The organism is Pseudomonas sp. PB106 (assembly GCF_009764645.1).
Lineage (GTDB): Bacteria > Pseudomonadota > Gammaproteobacteria > Pseudomonadales > Pseudomonadaceae > Aquipseudomonas.
This window is the reverse complement of record NZ_RWIM01000052.1, coordinates 72,363-90,853: the sequence shown is the minus strand read 5'-3', so window position 1 is coordinate 90,853 and position 18,491 is coordinate 72,363. Positions and strand designations below refer to the sequence as shown.

Genomic DNA, 18,491 nt, shown 5'->3' with positions numbered 1-18,491 from the left:
ATCCAGCTATGAGTAGCGGACGTATCGTTCAAATCATCGGCGCCGTTATCGACGTGGAATTTCCACGCGACAGCGTACCGAGCATCTACAACGCGCTGAAAGTAGTGAGCGCGGCTGAAACCACTCTGGAAGTTCAGCAACAGCTGGGCGACGGCGTGGTTCGCACCATTGCGATGGGTTCCACCGAGGGCTTGAAGCGCGGTCTGGAAGTTACCGACTCTGGCGCAGCCATCTCCGTACCGGTCGGTAAAGCGACCCTGGGCCGGATCATGGACGTCCTCGGTAACCCGATCGACGAAGCTGGCCCGATCGACACCGAAGAGCGCTGGGGCATTCACCGTCCAGCACCTTCGTTCGCCGAGCAAGCAGGCGGCAACGATCTGCTGGAAACCGGCATCAAGGTTATCGACCTGGTTTGCCCGTTCGCCAAAGGCGGTAAAGTCGGTCTGTTCGGTGGTGCCGGTGTAGGCAAAACCGTAAACATGATGGAACTGATCCGTAACATCGCCATCGAGCACAGCGGTTATTCCGTGTTCGCCGGTGTGGGTGAGCGTACTCGTGAGGGTAACGACTTCTACCACGAGATGAAGGACTCCAACGTTCTGGACAAAGTGGCACTGGTTTACGGTCAGATGAACGAGCCGCCGGGTAACCGTCTGCGCGTAGCACTGACCGGCCTGACCATGGCCGAGAAGTTCCGTGACGAAGGTAACGACGTTCTGCTGTTCGTCGACAACATCTATCGTTACACCCTGGCCGGTACTGAAGTATCCGCACTGCTGGGCCGTATGCCTTCGGCAGTAGGTTACCAGCCGACCCTGGCTGAAGAGATGGGCGTTCTGCAAGAACGTATCACTTCGACCAAGGAAGGTTCGATCACTTCGATCCAAGCGGTATACGTACCTGCGGACGACTTGACCGACCCGTCGCCAGCGACGACCTTCGCCCACTTGGACGCCACCGTCGTTCTGTCCCGTGACATCGCTTCCCTGGGTATCTACCCAGCAGTAGATCCACTGGATTCGACTTCGCGCCAGCTGGACCCGAACGTAATCGGCCAGGACCACTACGACACCGCTCGCGGCGTTCAGTACGTTCTGCAACGTTACAAGGAGCTGAAGGACATCATCGCGATCCTGGGTATGGACGAGCTGTCGGAAGCCGACAAGCAGTTGGTAAACCGTGCTCGTAAGATCCAGCGCTTCTTGTCGCAGCCGTTCTTCGTGGCTGAAGTCTTCACCGGTGCTTCGGGTAAATACGTTTCCCTGAAAGACACCATTGCTGGCTTCAAAGGCATCCTCAACGGTGACTACGACCACCTGCCAGAACAAGCGTTCTACATGGTTGGCGGCATCGAAGAAGCGATCGAGAAAGCCAAGAAACTGTAATCCCGGCGCCCGGCAACGGGCGCTAATTTAGTTTGAGGCAATCAGATGGCTATGACAGTCCATTGCGATATCGTCAGCGCGGAAGGGGAAATCTTTTCCGGCCTGGTCGAGATGGTGATTGCGCACGGTGCACTGGGTGATCTTGGTATCGCTCTGGGTCACGCGCCGCTGATCACTAATCTGAAGCCAGGTCCGATCCGCCTGATCAAGCAAGGCGGGGAAGCCGAGGTGTTCTACATCTCCGGTGGTTTCCTCGAGGTTCAGCCGAACATGGTCAAGGTGCTTGCCGATACCGTGCAACGCGCCGCCGACCTGGATGAAGCTCAAGCCCAAGCAGCTCTCAAGGCTGCCGAAGCTGCTCTGCACGAGAAGAGCGCAGATTTCGACTACGGAGCTGCGTCCGCACGTCTGGCCGAGGCTGCAGCTCAGCTGCGCACCGTCCAGCAGATCCGCAAGAAGTTTGGCGGTTAATCCGTCAGCCACTTGTTGTGCGATTGATAAAAAAGGGTAGCCTCGGCTACCCTTTTTTCTTTTCCGAATTCAAACCCCGGTCGCAGTTGCTGACCACCCAGGATTGGTAGCCAGTCATGTCTCTTGAAATCGTTATCCTCGCGGCCGGTCAAGGCACTCGTATGCGTTCGGCCCTGCCGAAGGTGCTGCACCCGATTGCCGGCAACTCCATGCTGGGCCATGTTATCCACAGCGCCCGCCAACTCGATCCACAACGCATTCACGTCGTAATCGGCCATGGTGCCGACGTGGTGCGTGAGCGCCTGGCGGCCGATGATCTGAACTTCGTGCTGCAGGACAAACAACTGGGCACCGGCCACGCCACCGCCCAGGCTGTTCCGTTCATTACCGCCGACACGGTGTTGATCCTTTACGGTGACGTACCGCTGATCGAGGTCGAAACCCTGCAACGCCTGCTCAAGCAAGTCGTTCCCGGGCAAATGGGCTTGCTCACCGTTGAGCTGGATGACCCGACCGGTTACGGCCGCATTGTTCGCGATGCTGACGGCAAGGTCGCGGCAATCGTCGAGCATAAAGATGCCAGTGAAGCGCAGCGCGCCATCACCGAAGGCAACACCGGCATCCTCGCCGTGCCGGCCAAGCACTTGGCCGACTGGATGAGCCGTCTGTCGAACAACAATGCTCAGGGCGAGTATTACCTGACCGACGTCATCGAAATGGCGGTCAGCGATGGTCTGGTGGTGGCCACCGAGCAACCCCACGATGCGATGGAAGTGCAGGGCGCCAATGATCGCAAGCAACTGTCCGAGCTGGAGCGTCATTACCAGTTGCGCGCTGGCCGTCGTTTGATGGCGCAGGGCGTGACGCTGCGTGATCCGGCGCGCTTCGATGTGCGTGGCGAGGTCACCGTGGGTCGCGATGTGCTGATCGATATCAACGTGATCCTCGAAGGCAACGTGGTCATCGAAGATGACGTGGTGATCGGCCCGAACTGCGTGATCAAGGACAGCACCCTGCGCAAAGGCGTGGTGATCAAGGCCAACAGCCATATTGAAGGCGCTGTGTTGGGTGAAGGCAGTGACGCCGGTCCGTTTGCACGTCTGCGTCCGGGCACCGTGCTTGAAGCACGCGCACATGTGGGTAACTTCGTTGAACTGAAGAACGCGCACATGGGCGAGGGCGCCAAGGCCGGTCACCTGACCTATCTGGGCGACGCCGAAATCGGTGCGCGCACCAACATCGGGGCGGGCACCATCACTTGTAACTATGATGGCGCCAACAAATGGAAAACCGTGCTGGGTGCCGATGTGTTCATCGGCTCCAACAATTCGTTGGTTGCGCCTGTGGATATCTCTGACGGTGCAACCACAGCGGCCGGTTCGACCATCACGCAGAATGTGGATAACGCGCAGTTGGCGGTCGGTCGCGCGCGACAGAAGAACATCGACGGCTGGAAGCGGCCGGAGAAAATCAAGAAGGGCTGAGTTATCCACAGCGACTTTTCAAGATCATAAGATCGCAGCCTTCGGCAGCTCCTACAGGGATTGTCGGTGGTTGCGATTTTTTTATGGACAATGGGTTGACGATTTAGACCCGATAGGTTTTGATTGCTTCCGTTATCTTTCGAATCGAAACTTAAGTCACCATGTCGAAACGCAACACGCCGCAGCGCCGTCACAACATCCTCGCCTTGCTCAATGAGCAGGGAGAAGTCAGTGTGGACGCGCTAGCCAAGCGCTTCGAAACCTCTGAAGTTACGATTCGCAAGGATCTCGCCGCGCTTGAAAGCCATGGTCTGCTGCTGCGCCGTTACGGCGGGGCGATCACCATGCCGCAGGAACTGGTCGCGGAAACCGCGCAGAGCATTTCCAAATACAAACAGGCGATTGCCCGTGCGGCGGTTAAGCGTATCCGCGAACACGCACGAATCATCATCGACAGCGGCAGCACCACCGCCGCAATGATCCCCGAACTCGGTCAACAGCCGGGTCTGGTGGTGATGACCAATTCCCTGCACGTCGCCAACGCGTTGAGCGAGCTCGAGCACGAGCCGGTGCTGTTGATGACCGGTGGCACCTGGGATCCGCATTCGGAATCCTTTCAGGGCCAGGTCGCCGAGCAAGTACTACGCTCTTACGACTTCGACCAGTTGTTCATTGGCGCCGATGGCATCGATCTGGTACGCGGCACCACGACCTTCAATGAGCTGCTCGGTTTGAGCCGGGTCATGGCTGACGTGGCGCGGGAAGTCATCGTCATGGTCGAGGCCGACAAGATCGGTCGCAAGATTCCCAATCTGGAACTGCCGTGGAGCAGCGTCCATACCCTCATTACCGATGATCGCCTGCCCAATGATGCACGCGATCAGATACAGGCCCGCGGTATCACCGTGATTTGCGCGGCTGTCAGTCAGGAGAAATAAGCATGTGTGGAATTGTCGGCGCAGTTGCAGAACGTAACATCACTGCCATCCTGCTCGAGGGCCTCAAGCGCCTCGAATACCGCGGCTACGACAGCGCCGGTGTGGCGGTGTACACCAACGACGAAACCCTTGAGCGCATGCGCCGCCCGGGCAAGGTCAGCGAGCTCGAAGCCGCGTTGGCCGAGCACCCGCTGGTGGGTCGTCTCGGTATTGCCCACACCCGTTGGGCCACCCACGGCGCACCGTGCGAGCGCAACGCCCACCCGCATTTCTCCGGCGATATCGCTGTCGTGCACAACGGCATCATCGAGAACCACGAAGCCCTGCGTGAGCAACTGAAGTCGCTGGGTTACGTGTTCACCTCGGACACCGACACCGAGGTCATCGCTCACCTGCTCAACCATAAACTCAAAGATCAGGCTGATCTGACCGTCGCACTCAAAGCCACCGTCAAAGAACTGCACGGCGCTTATGGTTTGGCCGTGATCAACGCCAAGCAACCGGATCGTCTGGTCGCCGCCCGCAGTGGCAGCCCGCTGGTAATCGGTCTGGGCCTGGGCGAGAACTTCCTCGCGTCCGACCAACTGGCCCTGCGTCAGGTGACCGACCGCTTCATGTACCTGGAAGAAGGCGATATCGCCGAAATTCGCCGCGATAACGTGCAGATCTGGGACGTGAGCGGCAACGCTGTCGAGCGCCAGACCGTGCAGTACACCGACGGTGCCGAAGCTGCCGATAAAGGTGAATTCCGTCACTACATGCTCAAGGAAATCCACGAGCAACCAGCCGTTGTGCAGCGCACCCTTGAAGGTCGCCTGAGCAACGATCAAGTATTGGTTCAAGCCTTCGGCCCACAAGCCGCCGAGCTGTTCGCCAAAGTGCGAAACGTGCAGATCGTCGCCTGCGGCACCAGCTACCACGCCGGTATGGTCGCGCGTTATTGGCTGGAAGAACTGGCCGGCATCCCGTGCCAGGTCGAAGTCGCCAGCGAATTCCGCTACCGCAAAGTCGTGGTGCAGCCGGACACCCTGTTCGTGACCATCTCGCAGTCCGGTGAAACCGCCGACACCCTGGCCGCCCTGCGCAACGCCAAGGAGCTGGGGTTCCTCGCCAGCCTGGCGATCTGCAACGTCGGCATCAGCTCGCTGGTGCGTGAATCCGACCTGACCCTGCTGACCCAGGCCGGCCGCGAAATCGGCGTCGCGTCGACCAAAGCGTTCACCACGCAACTGGTCGGCTTGCTGCTGCTGACCCTGTCGCTGGGTCAGGTTCGCGGCACGTTGGCCAAAGGCGTTGAAGCCACTTTGGTCGAAGAACTGCGCCGGCTGCCGACCCGCCTCGGCGAAGCCTTGGCCATGGACAGCACCGTGGAAAAAATCGCCGAGCTGTTCGCCGAGAAAAACCACACCCTGTTCCTCGGCCGTGGCGCGCAATTCCCGGTCGCGATGGAAGGCGCCTTGAAACTCAAGGAGATCTCCTACATCCACGCTGAAGCCTACCCGGCCGGCGAACTGAAGCACGGCCCGTTGGCGCTTGTGGATAACGACATGCCAGTGGTTACCGTTGCGCCGAACAACGAACTGCTGGAAAAACTCAAATCCAACCTGCAGGAAGTCCGCGCCCGTGGCGGCGAACTGATCGTGTTTGCCGACGAGAAAGCCGGGATGACCAACGGCGAAGGCACCCACGTCGTGCAGATGCCGCACATCCACGACATCCTCTCGCCGATCCTCTACACGATCCCGCTGCAATTGCTGTCGTACTACGTGGCTGTGCTCAAGGGCACGGACGTGGATCAACCGCGTAACCTGGCGAAGTCGGTGACGGTGGAGTAATTGGTCTTACGCAGGGGCGAGAATTTTCTTGCTCCTGCGTTGCTTTTTAGGCTTCAAACTCTCGCTATTTATCTTCAAAAAATCCGCAAATAAATCCGCGTACTACTCGAACTTCCGACTATTCCTACATCACCTATAGCTAGGTAAACCGGGGGTTGTGGCGTACTCTGAAATCCGCGAAAAAATCCGCGAATCTTGGAGGTCGAATGAGCGCTGAAGCTATCTTGGGGAATCATTGGCTGGAGCCGCTGCTTCCGACATTTCCCAGTGAAATTCTGCAATTGGCAGAGCAAGTGCCATTTCAGGCAGGAAAACTTAGCGCAATAGTTGCTCCGCAAATGGTTCGGCGAGTGGGTGGATTGCTGCGAGTCACCAGCAGCTTTTACAGCAATTTGATTGAGGGCCAATTTACCGAGCCCGTAACGCTTGCGCCGACAGCTCCCAGACGTAATTCCAAAGAGCTGACTGAATTGGCGGTGACGCATATCGGTACACAGCAAGCCTTTGAAAGAGCACTGTCACTGCACGATAAACTGCCTTGGGAGGCGATGTTCAGCAGCGCATTTGTTTCCCGGGTACATAAGCGTCTGTTTCAGGGGGCCAGCGGCGACCAATTGCATTTGAGCGACGCAAGTCGATTGGTACCTGGCCAACTTCGTGATGTCGCGGCCCAGGAAGTTCTCGTCGGTAATCATGCCGCGCCCTCCAGTCAATCCGTAACACCGATGCTCAATCGTATGCAGCAGGTCTACGGCCGCTTGCCCGATGCACGAAGCCGCTTGCTCGCGGTCATGGCTTATCATCATCGATTAGCTTGGGTGCATCCTTTCGTTGATGGAAACGGTCGCACCGGCAGGCTGATCACCCACCTGCAACTGCAGAAATTGGGACTTGTATCGCCCTTGTGGTCGTTATCCCGAGGCCTTGCTCGCCAGCAGGATACTTATTACGCGCGTTTGGCCAATGCGGACAAATCGCGTCGCGGTGATCTGGATGGGCGTGGCCAACTCACCCAAGCCGGACTTTTCGAATTTGTCGGGTTCATGCTGGAAACCTGTCTGGATCAGATGCGCTATACCGAGCAGGCACTGAACGTCTCCAACATGCGTGAAAGACTTCATACAATTTTTGCTTGGGATGAGCGCGTTAAAAGGGCAGGACTCAAGCCAGAATCAGCCCGGGCGTTGCATATTCTGCTAACTCAGGGCGTGTTGAGTCGGGCGGATTTCAAGATATTCACCGGGCTGTCTGACCGGGTCGCGACTGATCAACTTAGAAGTCTCGTGCAGCTTGGACTCGTGGAAAGTGCCACGCCTAAAGCCCGAGATCTTTATCCAGGGTTGCCCGTGTGGTTTGCACAGCTTCTATTTCCGGACTTGCATCAACGAATGATCGCTGCGAATTAGGGAGTTGATGGATGGACCGCTTCCAGGAAATGCACATCTTTACCACCGTCGCCCAAGAGCAAGGTTTCTCGGCGGCGGCGCGGCGTCTGGGTTTGTCAGCGGCCAGCGTCACGCGCGCAGTGGCGGCGCTGGAGTTGCGCATCGGCACGCAGTTGCTGATTCGGACAACGCGCAGCGTGCATTTGAGCGAAGCGGGGCAGCGTTATCTGGAGGATTGTCGCAGGATCCTCGCTGAGGTGCAGGAAGCCGAGGATTCCGCTGCGGGCAGTCATGCGCAGCCGCGTGGGCAATTGACGGTGACGGCGCCTGTGTTGTTCGGTGATTTGTTCGTCACGCCGGTGATGGCCGATTATCTGTCGCAGTATCCCGATGTCACGATCAATGCGGTGTTGGTCGATCGCATCGTCAACATGGTTGAAGAGGGCGTTGATGTGGCGGTGCGCATCGGTGACCTGGCGGACAGTAATCAGCACGCGATTCGGGTTGGCGAGGTTCGACGGGTTATCTGCGGTTCGCCGGTCTACTTCGCCAAGTACGGTCGGCCGGTTCATCCGCTGGCATTGGCCGGAGCACCGGTGGTGGCCACTTCAGCGATCGGTCAGCAACGCACATGGCCGTTTCTCGACGCGGGCGAACCGCTCAGCGTGCGCCCTGAGCCGCGCCTGATCGTGACCGCCAATCAGGCAGCCATTACCGCGGCTTGTATGGGCCTGGGTTTGACCCGGGTGTTGTCCTATCAAGTAGCGAGCAAAATTGCGTCCGGTGAGCTGGAAATCGTCCTCGCTGAATTCGAACTGCCGCCACTGCCAATCCACGTGGTGTATCAGGGAGGGCGCAAGGCCCCGGCGCGGATCCGCAGCTTTGTTGACTTCACGGTAACGGCTCTACGCGAACATCCCGCGTTGAAAAATGCAGCTTTATTGCATGAGATGAAATAATCGATTGCATTTACTGGTGATTCTGTTCTTTTCCAAGTGAGTAGATGATGGCCTGCATCGGCGCTCTCACTCCCGCAGCGGCGCCCCTGTTCAGCGGAGTCGACCATGCAAGCGATTAAACTCTACAACTTCCCGCGTTCCGGCCATGCTCATCGCGTCGAGTTGATGCTGTCACTGCTGCAATTGCCGACCGAGCTGATCTTCGTCGATCTGGCGAAAGGTGAGCACAAGCAGCCCGCGTATCTGGCCATCAACAGCTTCGGTCAGGTGCCGGCAATCGATGACGGCGGCGTGGTACTGGCCGATTCCAACGCGATTCTGGTGTACCTGGCGCAGAAATACGGCAACGGTCGTTGGTTGCCTGCTGACCCGGTCGGTGCAGCGCATGTGCAGCGCTGGTTGTCCGCCGCTGCCGGGCCGATTGCTTTCGGTCCCGCTGCCGCGCGCTTGGTTACCGTATTTGGCGCACAGCTGAATGCTGAAGAGGCGATTACCCGTGCACACAACCTGCTCAAAGTGATGGACGTCGAATTGGGCAAAACCGCGTATCTGGCCAGCGACGAGCCGAGCATTGCCGACGTTTCCGCCTACAGTTATATCGCTCATGCGCCGGAAGGCAACGTCTCGCTGGATGAGTACGGCAACGTTCGCGCCTGGCTCGCCCGGGTCGAAGCCTTGCCTGGTTTTGTCGGCATGCCGCGCACTGTCGCTGGCCTGCAAACTACTGCCTGATTTTCGCAATCCACACTGCGCCGCTGGTGCGGGGGAGAGGTCGTGATGGAACGTTCACCGTGGCACGCTGGCGAGCAACAGTTACAGGCCCATGTCGGCGTCGCCGAACGCATGGAAGCTTTCGGGCGTAAGGTAATTCGCACCTGGATGCCGGACCAGCACCGTGAGTTCTATCAGCAATTGCCTTTCCTGCTGTACGGCGCAGTCGATGCGGATGGTAGGCCGTGGGCCAGTGTGCTCGAAGGCGTACCGGGGTTTGCCCATTCGCCCGATCCCGAACATCTGCACTTCGCCAGTCAGGTCGCAGCGGACGACCCGGCGCAACTGCGCAATGGCGAGCCGATCGGTTTGCTCGGCATTGAGTTGCACACACGCCGGCGCAATCGCCTCAATGGTCATGTTGGCAATCTCAGCGCGCAGGGTTTTGACGTCAGCGTGGATCAGGCCTTTGGCAATTGCCCGCAATATATTCAATTACGGCAGTTTCAGCGGGTGCCGCTGACGGATCCACACACTCGGCCGGCTGAGCATCTGAACGCGCTCGATGCTGCGGCCACGGCGCTGATCAGCGGGGCCGATACGTTCTTTGTCGCCAGCTATGTTGATACCGACGGCGAGCGCGCGGTGGATGTTTCCCATCGCGGTGGTCAGGCCGGTTTCGTTCGGGTGGACGGCAATCGTCTGACCATCCCCGATTTCGCCGGCAATCTGCATTTCAATACCCTCGGCAATCTGCTGCTCAATCCCAAGGCCGGATTGCTGTTCATCGACTTTTCCACAGGCGATGTGCTGCAACTCAGCGGGCGCACCGAGATCCTTCTCGACGACCCACAGATCGAAGCGTTTCAAGGGGCTGAACGGTTGTGGACTTTCGAGGTGGAGCAACTGGTGCGGCGCCCGGCAGCGTTGGCGTTGCGCTGGCGCTTCGACGGCATGTCGCCGACCAGTCTGTTGACCGGCAACTGGGCCGAGGCGAGCGCACGCTTGCAGGCGCAGGCCCTGGGCAACCAATGGCGACCGCTGCGGGTGGCGAAGATTGAGGAAGAAAGTCGCAGCATCCGTTCCATCTATCTGGAGCCCGCCGATGGTGCCGGTTTGCCGGTGTTTCTCGCGGGCCAGCATTTGCCGCTGCGTTTCACGATCGATGGCGAGGTGCATATCCGCACTTACAGCCTGTCGAGCGCGCCATCGGATGGTTTCTACCGGATCAGCGTCAAGCGCGAAGGTTTGATTTCGTCGCACCTGCATGAGCAGATTCGCATTGGCGATGTGCTGGAAGCGCGGGCGCCGCAAGGGCATTTCACCGTGGCACCGCTGGAGCACCGACCTTTGGTGCTGTTGGCGGCCGGTGTGGGAATCACGCCGTTGCTGTCGATGCTGCGCGAGGTGGTGTACCAAGGTTTACGCACGCGGGGGATTCGTCCGACGCTATTGCTGCAGAGTTCGCGCAGTCTGGCGGATCAGCCGTTTCGCAAGGAGCTGGACCGGTTGCTCGAAACGTCAGGCGATTCTGTACGCGTCCTGCGTTTGCTCAGCCAACCGGAAGCGGATCTGCATGAGGGCGAGGATTTTGATCTGCTGGGCCGAATTGACGGCACGGTGCTGAGAAACCTGCTGGATGCCGAGGATTTCGACCAGCTGGATTTTGTTCTCTGCGGTCCCGGTGGTTTTACCCAGGGGCTGTACGACATCCTGCGCGAACTGGATGTGCGTGATGCGCAGATTCATGCGGAAACCTTTGGCCCTTCGACCCTGAAACGTCAGGCCGACCCGGACGCCATCGTCATCGAACAACCGCCCGCCGCCACGACGTCGGTGCCGGTGGTGTTCGAACGCTCGGCGAAAGAGGCGCGCTGGCAGCCGGATGGCGGCAGTTTGCTGGAACTGGCGGAAAGTCGTGGATTACGTCCGGAGTTCAGTTGCCGGGGCGGGTCCTGCGGCACCTGCAAGACCCGACTGGTCAGCGGTGCGGTGAATTATCCACAGGTGCCTGCGGATATGCCGGAGGCGGGGCATGTGCTGATTTGTTGCGCGGTGCCGGCGCAGAGTAGCCAGCCATTGGTTTTGGACCTGTAACGAGCCCCCCTGTAGGAGCTGCCGCAGGCTGCGATCTTTTGATTTTGATTCTATAAACGCAAGATCAAAAGATCGCAGCCTGCGGCAGCTCCTACAGGGAGATGTGGTTAAGCCTCATCAGGCGTAGGACAGAGATTTTTCTTCGAGCAGTTCCTGATACAACTCCGTCCACTTGCGGCCCATCTCGTCGGCGGTGAATAACTGCCGATATCGCGCCTCAGCCTTCACACCCATCGCCGCAGCACGCACCGGATCGTCCCACAGCGTGCGCATCGCCTCGCGAAACGCCTGTGGATGACTCGGCGGCACGACCAGTCCGGTTTCGTTGTGGATATTGATGTAACTGGTGCCGGTGCCGATTTCGCTGGAGATCATCGGTTTGCCGTACATCGCGCCCTCAAGCAGCGAAATACCGAAGGCTTCGGAACGCAGGTGCGAAGGGAAGACAATCGCGTAGCTCAGTTGCAACAGCGCGACTTTGTCTTCATCGCCCAGTCGTCCGAGGAAATGAATGTTGCGCAGCCCCAGCGCTGCTGCCTGGGCATGCAGTTCCTGTTCAAGCGGTCCGGCGCCGACGATCACCACCGGGTAGTCCACGTCCTTCAAGGCATCGAGCAGAATGTGCAGGCCCTTGTAATAACGCATCACCCCGACAAACAGGAAAAACTTATCCCCAAGCTGCTGCCGCCAACGGTTCATGCGCTCGCGATCGGCCTGTGGATAACCTGCCTTGTTCAATCCATACGGAATGACCCGGGTCTTGTCCTGAAACTGCTGCAACACATCGCTGGTATGCAGGTAGTTCGGCGATGCCGCGACGATGCGGTCGGCGCTGGCGAGGAAGCGGTTCATCAGGGGGCGATAGAGTTTGAGCAGGTGCTTCTGGCGAATGATGTCCGAGTGGTAAGTGACCACGCTCGGTTTGCCCATGGCATTGGCGAAATGCACCAGATCCATGAACGGCCACGGGAAGTGGTAGTTGACCACGTCGGCTTCAGCGGCCATCTCGCGAAACTGCTTGAACACGCTCCAGGAAAATCCGGTGGAAGCGAACTGAATATCCAGTTTGGCGCGGTGCACTTCGTGGTGACCGAGTTGCACCACAGCCGGGTTCGGGTCGGCGCTGAGGGTCAGGACTTGGCCGTCGATGCCATGTTTGGCGCCGCTCTCGCACAGCTGGAAGATCACTTGTTCGATGCCGCCGACCGAGTCGGGCAGGTAAGTCTTGAAGAAATGAAGTACGCGCATTCAACCTCCCATAGCCTGGCGGTAGGCACTGGCCGTGGCCTGTGCACAACGCTCCCAGGAAAAAAGCCGTGCCTGCTGCAATCCGGCCTCTCGGCATGCCTGCCAATGTGCTTGATCGTCGATCAACCGGCTCATCGCATCACGCAAGCCGTCTGCATCGTCAGCTTCAATATAGTTGCCCGCTGGCCCCGCCACTTCCGGCATGGCTGAAGAGCGGGTAATGACCACCGGCGTGCCGCTGGCCATCGCCTCCAGCACCGGCAGGCCAAAACCTTCGTACAGCGAGGGGAAAATCAGCGCTCGGGCACCGGCCAGCAGTTGCGCCACTTGTTCGTCCGGCAGATAACCGAGCAGACACACATGCCCGCTCGCCAAGGCCTGACGCAAGGGTTCGCTGAACTGTTCGCGCTCCCAGCCCGCCATACCGACGATCAACAAAGGAAAGCGCTGGCGCACGGCATCCGGCAACAAGGCATGCGCACGCAGGGCCAAGCCGAGATTCTTGCGCGGTTCGAGGGTGCCGACACACAGAAAGTACTCCCGGAACTCAACGGCGTGCGCCTTGAGTACCGCGTCGATGGTTTGCGGTTCACGCGGATGGAAGCGCTCCGCCACGCCCAACGGCGCCACGACAAAGCGCTCGGCAGGCAGACCAAAATAGGCTTGCGCCTCGTCGGCAATGGCTTGGGAGTCAGTCAGGATCAGCCGCGCCTGCTCTACGCCGATGGCCAGGCGCCGCTCGATTTCCTTGAGCCGCGCCGGCGGCTGGGTGTCGGGGAAATGCAGGTGCGTCAGGTCGTGCAGGGTAATCACGGTCGGGCCGTTGAAGGCCAGCGGCCACAGACTCGGCTCGTGATAGAGGTCGATACCTTGTGCGCTGCCCTGATCGAAACGTCTTTGCTCCAGCCAACGTCGTGCCTGATAGGCCCCAGGAATCTGCCGCAGCAGCGGGGTCAGGCGCGAATACCCGGGCATCGCCGCTTCCGGCAACGCCGAACTCCAGCCCCAGCCGTGGAACAGCGTGACCTCGACATCGGTTTCGCTGCGCAACGCGTTGACCAGTTCGGCGACGTAATGGCCGATGCCGGTGCGTGGCGCCAGCAGGATTCGGGCGTTAAGGGCAATGCGCATGCTGCCTCGCTTGCGCCGCTGGCGCTTCAAGGACATGACGCACACTGCGTTCGGCCAATTGCTCGCTGGCTTCGCGCCAGCCGATCCAGGCCCAGTCCGCGACATCGCGGGCGGCGGGGAACTGGCCGCTGTTTTCGAAAGCGTTGATCAGATCGGCAAGGCTTTGTGGATCCTGCAAATCGAAATACGCCATGAATTCGCCGCCGATCTCGCGGAACACCGCGATGTCGCTGCCCATCGCCGGCAAGCCACGTTGCATGGCTTCGACCAGTGGCAGGCCGAAGCCTTCGACGAACGACGGAAACACCAGTGCACTGGCGTGGGCATAAGCATGTTCGAGGCTGGTGTCGCTTAGATCATTGAACATGAACAAGCGTTGATTCAGCTCGGGGTGGTTGCGCACCCGCTCAAGCAAGGCGTCGCACTTCCAGCCGATGCGCCCGGCGATGCACAACCGCGCGTTCGAACCGGCGGCCCAGGCGCGTTCGAAGGCGTCGAGCAGATAACTGTGATTCTTGCGCGGCTCGATGGTGCTGACCATCAGGAACACCGGCTCAGGCGTTGCGAACAGTTGGCGCAGGCGCGGCTCGACGCTGGCGTCGCTGTTGTGCAGATCCAGTTCGGAGCCGAGGTGGAAGAAATCGAACCAGTGCTTTTCCGCCAGTGCGGGACCGATGCGCCGTTGCAGTTCCTCGCGTACCTGATCACGCACGGTGGCGGAAATCGCCATGTAGCCGTCGGCGGTGCGGGTGATCCAGTCGAACCATTCGCTGAAAACCTGCACCAGCCGTGTGTCGTAGAACTGCGGATGGGTCAGCGGAATCAGGTCGTAGATCACCGCAATCAGGCCGACGCCGTCGCGTTTGAGTTGTTCGGCGTGGGCAAAGAAATCCGAGTGCCAGGACGAATCCAGCAGCACCAGTTGATCGCCGGGCTGATGCTGCAGCGGTGAGCAACGTTTAAGCAGTTGAGTGTGATTGATGGCACCCATCAAGCGCAGCGGTAAACCGAATACGCCGAACGAGATCAGGCGGTAGGCGACATACACAACGCGCCGCGCCAGTTTCACGGTGATCGTGGTGTCGAGGCGCTGGTGCCATTGCCAGAATCGATGTGCCAAGCGTTGCAGGCGTTCGCTGAACGTCGCCAGGGCATTGAGCAACGGGGTGTCCAACGGTGCCAGGCGCTGCACGCGATAGAGTTGCCCATTGAGCAGAATCACCGGCATGCATTCGACGCCTTCGGCACTCGCAGGTAATTGCTTGATGACGTTGCGCACCACGCGCTGGATGCCCGAGTTGACCTTTGGGTGCTTGAACACATGCGTGCATTCCACCAGCAAGCGGGTCATGGCGTGCGCTCGACAGGCGTGACATCGGTTTGCCGCGTGATCGTTGTCTGGGCGTTGAGCCATGAGCAGCCGACGAAATCCTCGTGGCGATTGTTGATGACGTGGAACACCATGCCGTAGTCGCGCCACTCGAAGTTGCGATCCAGATGCGAGTCCAGACGCGACAGGCTCAGCGACACCGAATAGTTGCCTTTGCCCAAGCCCATGACGAAGGCGAAGCGGTAGGTAAAGCGTTCGCCGGCGTGCAGATCGGTGAGGGCTTTGTTCTGTCGGTGGGTGTTGATGCCGTACATCATCTGGCCCAGGCGATCCTTGAGGATGAAGCCCAGCACCAGGCGTTCGATGTCCTTGCGCACTTCAACCTGTACCTCCAGGACCACTGATTGGCCAACTTCGGCGGCGTCGATGCTGCGCTCGTTTTCGTCGAGCATGCGCACGCCGAGGATCGCCGCTTCGCCTGTGCCGGACACAGTCTGGACTTCGCCCCCGGCGAGCATTTCCTGACGCACGACCTGGCCTTCGCGCTCGGCCATCAGGGCGTTGTAGTAATCGAGCACGGCTTCGGGTTTGCCGTACATGGCCATGCGGCCGTCCTTGAGCAGGATCGCCGAATCGCAGATCGACTGAATCGCCGAGCGGTCATGGGACACGATCAACAGGGTGGTGCCGGCCTTGCGGAAGCTGCGGATGCGCTCGAAGCTCTTGTGCTGGAAATAGGCATCGCCCACTGACAGCGCTTCGTCGACGATCAGAATGTCCGGGCGCCGCGCGGTGGCCACACTGAACGCCAGGCGCATCTGCATGCCGCTGGAATAGGTGCGCACCGGGTGATCGATGGCTTCACCGATTTCGGCGAAGTGTTCGATCTCGGGCATCAGCGCTTCGATTTCTTCGAGCTGCATGCCCAGCAACTGCCCGGCCATGATTGCGTTCTGGCGCCCGGTGAAGTCGGCATGAAAACCCATGCCCAGCTCCAGCAGCGCCGCGACTCGGCCTTCGAGTTCGATCTTGCCGCCAGTGGGCTGGGTGGTGCCGGTGATCATCTTCAACAAGGTACTTTTGCCGGCACCGTTGGCGCCGACGATGCCCACCGCTTCACCGGGGGCGATTTCGAACTCGACATCGCGCAGCACCCAGTGCTGGTGATGACGAATGGGCGAAAAGGGAATCAGCCACTCGGCCAGGCGGGCCCAGCGGTTGGGGTATTGTTTATAGGCCTTGCTCAGCCCTGTGACACGAATATGGCCCATCAGAGTTCATCCACCATTTCGCCGACGCGTTGACGAAACAGGCGCAGCCCGATCAGGCAGAACACGATGCCGGTGACGAAGATCGGCAGCAGCGAACTCCAGACCGGCCACTGACCGTAGAGGAACAGGTTCTGATAACTGCTGAACAGGTTGGTCAGGGGATTGAGCTGCAACAGACGTTGCACCCATTCCGGCAGGATCGTGATCGGGTAAACGATCGGTGTCAGCCAGAACCAGAATTGCAGGCAGATCGCGAAAAGCTGGCCGACATCGCGGAAGAACACATTCAGCACACCCAGCACCATGCCCAGCCCGGCGCAAAACATCATTTGCAGCGCGACCAGCGGCAGCAGCGCCAGCAAGACCATGCCCGGCCAGCGTCCGGTCACCAGCAGGAAGCCCAGAAACAGCGCGATGATGATCGCAAAGTTGATCCCGGAGTTGATCAGCACGATCACCGGCAGACAGATCCGCGGGAAGCTGATTTTCTTCAGCAGATTCGCGTTATCGAGAAACATCGTCTGGCTGCGCAGGGTGATTTCGGAGAACAGCCCCCACGCCAGCAGGCCGGCGCAGAGGTAAACGCTGTAAGCCATGCTGTCGTCCACACCCGGCAGGCGTGCGCGCATGATGTGCGAGAAAATCACTGTGTACACAACAATCATCGACAGCGGATTGAAGATTGGCCACAGGGCGCCGAACAGCGAATTGCGATAACGCGATTGAAACTCTCGTTGCACGCTACCGAGGATGAATCCACGGTAGCTGCGCAGCGAGCGATACAGGGAAAGCAGCATTCAAACCGTCCTGCCGTAATGATCTTCGAAGCGGACGATATCGTCCTCTCCCAGGTATTCGCCGCTTTGCACTTCGATGATCACCAGATCGATCACGCCGGGGTTTTCCAGGCGATGCTTGTGGCCGGCGGCGATGAACGTCGATTCGTTCTTGGCCACCAGGTGCGTACCGGTGCCGTTGTTGGTGACCTTGGCCATGCCTTCGACCACCACCCAGTGTTCGTTGCGGTGATGGTGCATTTGCAGGGACAACTTGCCGCCGGGTTTGACCACGATGCGCTTGATCTTGAAGCGCGGGCCTTCTTCCAGAACGGTGTAGGTGCCCCACGGCCGGCTGACCGTACGGTGCAGGCGATAGGCTTCGTGGGATTTGTCCTTGAGTTGCTTGGCCACCCGGCGCACATCCTGGGCGCGGTCGGCGTGGGCCACCAGCACGGCGTCGGCGGTGTCGACCACGATCAGGTTATCCACACCTACCGTCGCCACCAGACGACCTTCGCTCTGGACGAAGTTGTTGTGGCTGTCGATGAAAATCGCTTCGCCGCTGGCGCGGTTGTTGTCGGCATCGGCCGGCACCAGCGCCGCAACGGCACCCCACGAACCGATGTCGCTCCAATCGAATCCGGCGGGCACCACGACGACTTTTTCCGAGCGCTCCATCAAGGCGTAGTCGATGGAAATGTCGGTGATTTCCGCGAACAGCGCCGGCGACAGTTCCTGTTGCAGACAACCGACGGTTTCCACCGGAGCGCTGGCTTGCATGCAGGCGCGGGTCTGTTCGAGCAGTTCGGGCGCGTGCAATTGCAGCTCGGCAATCACGGTCGCCGTGGTGAAGCAGAACATCCCCGAATTCCACAGGAAGTTGCCGCTCTCCAGATAATGCGTAGCGGTTTGCAGGTCAGGCTTCTCGACGAAACGCTGCACCTTGGCCGCACCTTTGGCGTCGAGCGGTGCGCCGGTCTCGATGTAGCCGAAGCCGGTTTCCGGCGCGGTCGGGATCACCCCGAAGGTCACCAGGTAACCATCTTTCGCCAGGTTGACTGCGTGCTCGACCGCTGTTTTCAGCGCGTCCTGATTGACGATCAAATGGTCTGCGGGCATCACCACCATGATCGCGTCATCACCGTGCAGCGCTTGCAGCGACAACGCCGCTGCAGCAATCGCCGGGGCGGTGTTGCGTCCGGTCGGCTCCAGCAGGAAGTGCCCGCGATGGCGCGACACGTGGGCGGCGCAATAGTGATCCTTGCTCTGGAAGTAATATTCGCGGTTGGTCACCGTGACAATGTCGCCCCAGCCGTCGAGCAACGCGGCGGCACGCTGGTAGGTCTTGCCGAGCAGCGACTGGCCGTCGGGCAGGGTCATGAACGGCTTGGGATGGCCCTCGCGGGACACCGGCCACAAACGGGTGCCGGCACCGCCGGACAGAATCACGGGGATCAGCATGGC

General features: G+C 59.7%; 15 protein-coding genes. 9 read left to right on the top strand and 6 right to left on the bottom strand.

What is annotated here, in order from left to right:
- The first annotated feature begins 8 nt into the window (after positions 1–8).
- The 9 genes from atpD to EJA71_RS07040 all read left to right on the top strand — a co-directional run bounded on the left by atpD (position 9) and on the right by EJA71_RS07040 (position 11,268).
- Entirely contained in the window at positions 9–1,388 is a 1,380-nt protein-coding gene (gene atpD / locus EJA71_RS07080) for a F0F1 ATP synthase subunit beta (protein WP_007911961.1), read from the top strand.
- Positions 1,389–1,433: 45 nt separating this feature from the next.
- Positions 1,434–1,859, top strand: coding sequence for a F0F1 ATP synthase subunit epsilon (locus EJA71_RS07075; RefSeq protein ID WP_007954164.1), 426 nt, complete (start codon positions 1,434–1,436; stop codon positions 1,857–1,859).
- A 116-nt stretch (positions 1,860–1,975) separates the two neighbouring features.
- On the top strand, positions 1,976–3,343 hold the full coding sequence (gene glmU, locus EJA71_RS07070; protein WP_158955483.1) for a bifunctional UDP-N-acetylglucosamine diphosphorylase/glucosamine-1-phosphate N-acetyltransferase GlmU: 1,368 nt from the start codon (positions 1,976–1,978) through the stop codon (positions 3,341–3,343).
- Positions 3,344–3,504: 161 nt separating this feature from the next.
- Complete coding sequence (locus tag EJA71_RS07065) at positions 3,505–4,281, top strand: DeoR/GlpR family DNA-binding transcription regulator (protein ID WP_158955481.1); 777 nt, start codon at positions 3,505–3,507, stop codon at positions 4,279–4,281.
- Positions 4,282–4,283: 2 nt separating this feature from the next.
- Positions 4,284–6,116, top strand: coding sequence for a glutamine--fructose-6-phosphate transaminase (isomerizing) (glmS, locus tag EJA71_RS07060; RefSeq protein WP_158955479.1), 1,833 nt, complete (start codon positions 4,284–4,286; stop codon positions 6,114–6,116).
- A 206-nt stretch (positions 6,117–6,322) separates the two neighbouring features.
- On the top strand, positions 6,323–7,522 hold the full coding sequence (locus EJA71_RS07055) for a Fic family protein (RefSeq protein WP_256671504.1): 1,200 nt from the start codon (positions 6,323–6,325) through the stop codon (positions 7,520–7,522).
- A gap of 11 nt (positions 7,523–7,533) precedes the next feature.
- A complete protein-coding gene (locus tag EJA71_RS07050; RefSeq protein WP_158955477.1) occupies positions 7,534–8,460 on the top strand; it encodes a LysR family transcriptional regulator in 927 nt (308 codons plus the stop codon).
- A gap of 105 nt (positions 8,461–8,565) precedes the next feature.
- Positions 8,566–9,192, top strand: coding sequence for a glutathione S-transferase family protein (locus EJA71_RS07045; RefSeq protein ID WP_158955475.1), 627 nt, complete (start codon positions 8,566–8,568; stop codon positions 9,190–9,192).
- 45 nt (positions 9,193–9,237) lie between these two features.
- A complete protein-coding gene (locus EJA71_RS07040; protein WP_158955473.1) occupies positions 9,238–11,268 on the top strand; it encodes a pyridoxamine 5'-phosphate oxidase family protein in 2,031 nt (676 codons plus the stop codon).
- 117 nt (positions 11,269–11,385) lie between these two features.
- On the opposite strand, the gene EJA71_RS07035 is transcribed toward EJA71_RS07040, so the two are convergent.
- The 6 genes from EJA71_RS07035 to EJA71_RS07010 are packed head-to-tail and all read right to left on the bottom strand — an operon-like array spanning position 11,386 to position 18,488.
- Positions 11,386–12,516, bottom strand: coding sequence for a glycosyltransferase family 4 protein (locus EJA71_RS07035; protein ID WP_158955471.1), 1,131 nt, complete (start codon positions 12,514–12,516; stop codon positions 11,386–11,388).
- A complete protein-coding gene (locus EJA71_RS07030; protein ID WP_158955469.1) occupies positions 12,517–13,647 on the bottom strand; it encodes a glycosyltransferase family 1 protein in 1,131 nt (376 codons plus the stop codon). It lies immediately after the preceding gene.
- Positions 13,631–14,998, bottom strand: a complete 1,368-nt coding sequence (locus EJA71_RS07025; RefSeq protein WP_158955467.1) for a glycosyltransferase family 1 protein — start codon at positions 14,996–14,998, stop codon at positions 13,631–13,633. Before EJA71_RS07025 ends, EJA71_RS07030 begins: the two co-directional genes overlap by 17 nt.
- Positions 14,995–16,248, bottom strand: a complete 1,254-nt coding sequence (locus EJA71_RS07020) for an ABC transporter ATP-binding protein (protein WP_158955465.1) — start codon at positions 16,246–16,248, stop codon at positions 14,995–14,997. The genes EJA71_RS07025 and EJA71_RS07020 overlap by 4 nt, the downstream gene beginning before the upstream one ends.
- Positions 16,248–17,045, bottom strand: a complete 798-nt coding sequence (locus EJA71_RS07015; protein ID WP_158955463.1) for an ABC transporter permease — start codon at positions 17,043–17,045, stop codon at positions 16,248–16,250. The genes EJA71_RS07020 and EJA71_RS07015 overlap by 1 nt, the downstream gene beginning before the upstream one ends.
- A complete protein-coding gene (locus EJA71_RS07010; protein ID WP_158955461.1) occupies positions 17,046–18,488 on the bottom strand; it encodes a mannose-1-phosphate guanylyltransferase/mannose-6-phosphate isomerase in 1,443 nt (480 codons plus the stop codon).
- Positions 18,489–18,491 lie beyond the last annotated feature (3 nt).

Coding starts and splice junctions, on each gene's coding strand:
- EJA71_RS07045 (WP_158955475.1), top strand. CDS start 8,566: ATGCAAGCGATTAAACTCTACAACTTCCCGCGTTCCGGCCATGCTCAT.
- atpD (WP_007911961.1), top strand. CDS start 9: ATGAGTAGCGGACGTATCGTTCAAATCATCGGCGCCGTTATCGACGTG.
- EJA71_RS07030 (WP_158955469.1), bottom strand. CDS start 13,647: ATGCGCATTGCCCTTAACGCCCGAATCCTGCTGGCGCCACGCACCGGC.
- EJA71_RS07015 (WP_158955463.1), bottom strand. CDS start 17,045: ATGCTGCTTTCCCTGTATCGCTCGCTGCGCAGCTACCGTGGATTCATC.
- EJA71_RS07010 (WP_158955461.1), bottom strand. CDS start 18,488: ATGCTGATCCCCGTGATTCTGTCCGGCGGTGCCGGCACCCGTTTGTGG.
- EJA71_RS07025 (WP_158955467.1), bottom strand. CDS start 14,998: ATGACCCGCTTGCTGGTGGAATGCACGCATGTGTTCAAGCACCCAAAG.
- EJA71_RS07040 (WP_158955473.1), top strand. CDS start 9,238: ATGGAACGTTCACCGTGGCACGCTGGCGAGCAACAGTTACAGGCCCAT.
- EJA71_RS07075 (WP_007954164.1), top strand. CDS start 1,434: ATGGCTATGACAGTCCATTGCGATATCGTCAGCGCGGAAGGGGAAATC.
- EJA71_RS07035 (WP_158955471.1), bottom strand. CDS start 12,516: ATGCGCGTACTTCATTTCTTCAAGACTTACCTGCCCGACTCGGTCGGC.
- glmS (WP_158955479.1), top strand. CDS start 4,284: ATGTGTGGAATTGTCGGCGCAGTTGCAGAACGTAACATCACTGCCATC.
- glmU (WP_158955483.1), top strand. CDS start 1,976: ATGTCTCTTGAAATCGTTATCCTCGCGGCCGGTCAAGGCACTCGTATG.
- EJA71_RS07050 (WP_158955477.1), top strand. CDS start 7,534: ATGGACCGCTTCCAGGAAATGCACATCTTTACCACCGTCGCCCAAGAG.
- EJA71_RS07020 (WP_158955465.1), bottom strand. CDS start 16,248: ATGGGCCATATTCGTGTCACAGGGCTGAGCAAGGCCTATAAACAATAC.
- EJA71_RS07055 (WP_256671504.1), top strand. CDS start 6,323: ATGAGCGCTGAAGCTATCTTGGGGAATCATTGGCTGGAGCCGCTGCTT.
- EJA71_RS07065 (WP_158955481.1), top strand. CDS start 3,505: ATGTCGAAACGCAACACGCCGCAGCGCCGTCACAACATCCTCGCCTTG.